General features: G+C 62.9%; 5 protein-coding genes. 2 read left to right on the forward strand and 3 right to left on the reverse strand.

What is annotated here, in order from left to right:
* Positions 1-160: 160 nt before the first annotated feature.
* Together QZT63_RS02865 and QZT63_RS02870 are read right to left on the reverse strand one after the other, a co-directional pair.
* The gene (locus tag QZT63_RS02865; protein WP_290648403.1) at positions 161-658 is read right to left on the reverse strand and encodes a hypothetical protein; all 498 of its coding nucleotides are present in this window, start codon (positions 656-658) and stop codon (positions 161-163) included.
* A gap of 36 nt (positions 659-694) precedes the next feature.
* Positions 695-871, reverse strand: a complete 177-nt coding sequence (locus QZT63_RS02870) for a PLDc N-terminal domain-containing protein (protein WP_290648405.1) — start codon at positions 869-871, stop codon at positions 695-697.
* Positions 872-1112: 241 nt separating this feature from the next.
* Between QZT63_RS02870 and QZT63_RS02875 the strand changes: the two genes are divergently transcribed.
* Positions 1113-2732 (forward strand): class I adenylate-forming enzyme family protein, encoded by a 1620-nt coding sequence (locus QZT63_RS02875; RefSeq protein WP_290648406.1) that lies wholly within the window; start codon positions 1113-1115, stop codon positions 2730-2732.
* Positions 2733-2841: 109 nt separating this feature from the next.
* Here the strand turns inward: QZT63_RS02875 and QZT63_RS02880 are convergent, their stop codons facing one another.
* The gene (locus QZT63_RS02880; RefSeq protein ID WP_290648407.1) at positions 2842-3369 is read right to left on the reverse strand and encodes a hypothetical protein; all 528 of its coding nucleotides are present in this window, start codon (positions 3367-3369) and stop codon (positions 2842-2844) included.
* Positions 3370-3515: 146 nt separating this feature from the next.
* Between QZT63_RS02880 and QZT63_RS02885 the strand changes: the two genes are divergently transcribed.
* Positions 3516-4106: a gamma-glutamylcyclotransferase gene (locus tag QZT63_RS02885; protein ID WP_290648408.1), complete on the forward strand. Its 591-nt coding sequence runs from the start codon at positions 3516-3518 to the stop codon at positions 4104-4106.
* Positions 4107-4212 lie beyond the last annotated feature (106 nt).

A 4212-nucleotide genomic window follows, 5' to 3' on the forward strand; every position in this document is an offset into this window, starting at 1 on the left:
CCCCTGGCGGCGTTGCGCCTCCTCGCCGTAGTCCCCGCTACGCCTCGTCGGCGCGCCTTGCCAGGAACCGTCAGGATCCACGCCAATTTTCGCAACGTATTTACGGGACAGGACACTAGCAGGCAGACATGCATGAGGCGGAGTGAATTGTCGTCAGCACTTACTGCTCTGCAATGGGCTCGATGCGTTTCGAATCATCCGAGGCAACCACATGGATACAGTGACCGCCCTGCAGCTGGAACGCAGTCACGCGGTGGGGTTCGCCGTGGACGCAGAACCCCACGTCGCCCGCCATCCAGACCGAGTAACGCGGCAGCACCTCGGCGATACTGCAAGCCCGTAACCGGGCCAGCATGGCCAAGCCGGCCATGGCCTCGCTGAACGTGGCCTCACGCACGGTGCTTGCCTCCGGCGCGTAATTGATACCGCCCTCATGAGGACATCGGCAGATCAGATCCACCGCGTTCGGATTACTCTCCGGGCTGTTATTGATGAGCACTGCGATATCGTCGGGCGTCAGCAGGAGGTACAACGGCCCTTCGTAGCAGCAACTCTCGGAGCGGTACCTGTCCATGGCGGCGCCGAAGGTCCAATTCGGCACTAGCACGCTGAAGTCGGGGGCGATGAATCGGTTCAGTGCGTAGAATCGGCTCTCCATGGCGAAATCCATGTCGTTGGTGAGTGGCCCACCCCCTTATTTCGGCCCCAGTAGCACCCAGGCGATGAGACCGAACAACGGCACCACCAGCAAGATGACGATCCACAGGGCCTTGACCACCGGCCCTGCGGGGCTCTGAGCCGTGCGGATAATGGCCCAGATGACGATAAACAGCCAGACGACGCCCAGAACACCACTGACTTCCAGTCCCATCGGTTGCTCCTTACGAAGGCACGCATTGCAGAGGCGCCCCGATGGTAGCGCATTCCCACCGCCGTGTGCTCCCTCCCTGCTCGCTCCTGACTGCTTTCCATGTGCCCCTTGACGCTGCGCGCCCACTCAACTACTGCTTCTTTAACTGTCCCACAGCGACCGAGATTTGGCACGACACCGGGACAATTCAGTAACCGGCAAACAGAGGGGCGATGGCGCCTCGAAACGGAGGAGAAAAACCATGTGGGTCAATGATGAGATGCCGGCAACGGCGCTTGAGACCCACTACGGTGATCGCGTCATCCGGTGCTTTCGGGAGCGGCCGGCTGACCTGAACCAATTGTTACCCGCGGCGTTGGCGGCGGCATCGGACCAAGAGGCGCTGGTGCACGGTGATATTCGCATAACGTATCGTGCCCTGGAGACCCGCGTCAGCCGGGTAGCGGCGGGCCTGGCAGCCAACGGGGTCGGCCCCGGTGATCGCGTCGCGCTGATTGTGGACAACCGGGTGGAGTTCGTTGAGCTGATGCTCGCCACTTGGCGCCTCGGCGCCGTGCTCGTGCCCCTGAACACTCGTGACCGGATGGCTGGTTACCTGCATGCGCTAGAGGATTCGGGCGCGCGCTTGCTGGTCTACGAGCCCGAGGTCCGGGACCGCCTACCTGAAAGCGACGATTTGCCGACGCTCAAGCGCCGTTTCTGTGCGGCGGAGGATTGCGGCGCCCCGTCTTACGGACAGCTGCTCGGCCATGGCGAGAGGCTTGAGGCAGCCGAGGTGGTGGAAGAGGACACGGCGGCGATTCTCTATACTTCCGGGACCACAGGCAAGCCCAAGGGTGCGATGCTCACGCACATGGGGATCATTCACTCGGTGCTGCACTTCGAGATCTGTATGGGGCTGGGGCACGAAGAGCGCACCCTGATCACTGTGCCCATGAGCCACGTGACCGGCCTGGTGGCCCTGGTTGTCACCTGCCTGCGCGCAGCTGCGACTCTGGTTATTCAGACCGAATTCCGCGCGCGGGACTTTCTCGCCCTGGCCGAGCGTGAGCGCATGACGCACACCGTTCTGGTGCCCGCGATGTATAACCTGTGCCTGCTGGACCAGGACTTCGACAGGTATGACCTGTCCGCTTGGCGCATTGGCGGCTACGGCGGTGCGCCCATGCCGGAAGTCACCATCACCAAACTTGCGGAGAAGCTCCCTCAGCTGCAGCTCATGAACGCCTATGGGGCCACGGAGACCACTTCTCCGGCAACCATGATGCCGCCGGCATTGACAGCCGGGCGTGGTGACAGCGTTGGCGTGCCCCTGCCTTGCGCTGAGGTGGTGCTGATGGACGAGCAGGGTCGTGAGGTTCGACAGGGGGAGTCAGGCGAGGTCTGGATCCGCGGCCCCATGGTTGTCCCCGGATACTGGAACAACACCGAGGCGACGGCCCGGGAGTTCACCGGCGGGTTCTGGCGGTCGGGTGATATCGGCTCGATGGATGCCGACGGGTTCCTGTACGTATTTGACCGCAAGAAAGACATGATCAACCGCGGTGGTTATAAGATTTTCACCAGCGAGGTGGAGAATACACTCCTGAGTCATCCGAGCGTCGCCGAAGCCGCGGTCGTTGGTACGCCATGTCCGGTACTCGGTGAGCGGGTCCATGCTGTGGTTGTCGTCAGAAATGGCGACGTCTCCGAGGAGGAACTGCGCAGCCACTGTGCTGAGTTCCTCTCCGATTACAAGGTGCCGGAACGATGCACGTTCAGGACAGAGCCGCTGCCGAGAAACCCCAACGGCAAGGTCCTGAAGCGCGCGTTGCGCGAGGTGCTGGCGGATGTGGCCGGACAGCCATCGCGTTCACCGTGAGGCTTGGCATGACGGGTTGGTTCGCGCCGGCGACGCTCCGCACTCTTGGCGCATGATACCGCCGCTGCGTTCCCAGCGGCGCAGTGGGCGCACGCCACTGTGCTGAGGCTCAGGTATCGTGTGATTTACGATGGCGATGGCGGTGCATGTTCTCGCCCGAACTGCGGCTCGGTCTCTCCGCTGTGCCCTTCGGCTCCAGCAGCAGTAGTGGCTGGATGGCCAGGGCGTAGTCCTTCTCCTGCGGCAACATACCTTGGCGCTCGCGTTTGAGAACAGGTTCCACCTGCTGTTTTGCCCAGGCCGGCAGTTCCCTGATGCGGTGCTCGCCCACGGCGTCCGCGTAATTGCTAACGAACTGTACCGCCCGTAACCGCCTGACGTGGTCACCAATCGCCCGCACCCAGAAGCGCCGTCGCATCCAGTCGGCGATCAAATAGGCCAGGATTGGCACCGCCACCACGGTAATCATGAGAAGCGTGCTCAGGGTGTCGTCGCCCACGCCCAAAGCGCCTGCGACGATCCAGAGCGCGATCACCAGCACCACCAAAATCGCCACCGTGACCAGGGCCGCATTGATGAAGGCCCGCACGCCAAGACGCAGCAGCTTCTCTCGCTCTTCCAGCAGCCAGTGGTCCATGTTTCCTCCCGACATGCTCGTTTGCTTACCCATTAAGTGGTGGCATGGGGATGGGCAATGCAAGGGGGGAGCGGAAAATAATGTAGACTTTCTTGGTGAGATAGTGTTGCCAGCTTGAGGGTTCGGTTATTGCGTGTAGTACGGCCATGACTGTAAGCACGGTTGCCATCAACCGCCAGATGCGTGATTTCGATCACCGTGACAGCTTCTGGCTGTTCGGTTACGGCTCGCTGCTGTTCAAAGCCGGCTTTTGCTATCTGGAGCACCGGCCGGCCACGATTTCGGGCTGGTCGCGGCGCTTCTGGCAGGGCTCCCACGACCATCGTGGCACAGCGCACGCGCCCGGGCGCGTCGTGACGTTGGTCGAGGATCCGGGCGCCCAGTGCACTGGCATGGCCTATCGCATTACCCCGGACGTGCTCGAGCCCCTCGACGTGCGCGAGAAAAACGGTTACCTACGCTTCACTGCCGAGCTGTCGTTTCATGACGGTGGGGCGGATCGCGGTCTGGTTTATATCGCCACCGCGGACAACCCGGCCTTCCTTGGTCCCGCGCCCATGTCCGAGATGGCGTGCCAGATCGCCTCGGCCGCCGGCCCCAGCGGCCCGAATCGCGATTATCTGCTGGGCATGGCCCGCGCGCTGCGAGAGCTGAGGGTCCATGATCCCCACGTGCTCGCCCTGGAAGAGGCACTGCTCGTCAGGGAACGAGGCCCCCGACGCTCGGGGTCCGGGTGACCCGGCGCTCAACCCATCGGAGCGGGCATAGGCCGGTCGCGCCACGGATTTTCCGCACTTGGGGCAGCTGCTGGAGAGGCTTGAGGGGCGGGTCTGCGGCGTCTCG

This window comes from Aquisalimonas sp., assembly GCF_007120195.1.
Lineage (GTDB): Bacteria > Pseudomonadota > Gammaproteobacteria > Nitrococcales > Aquisalimonadaceae > Aquisalimonas.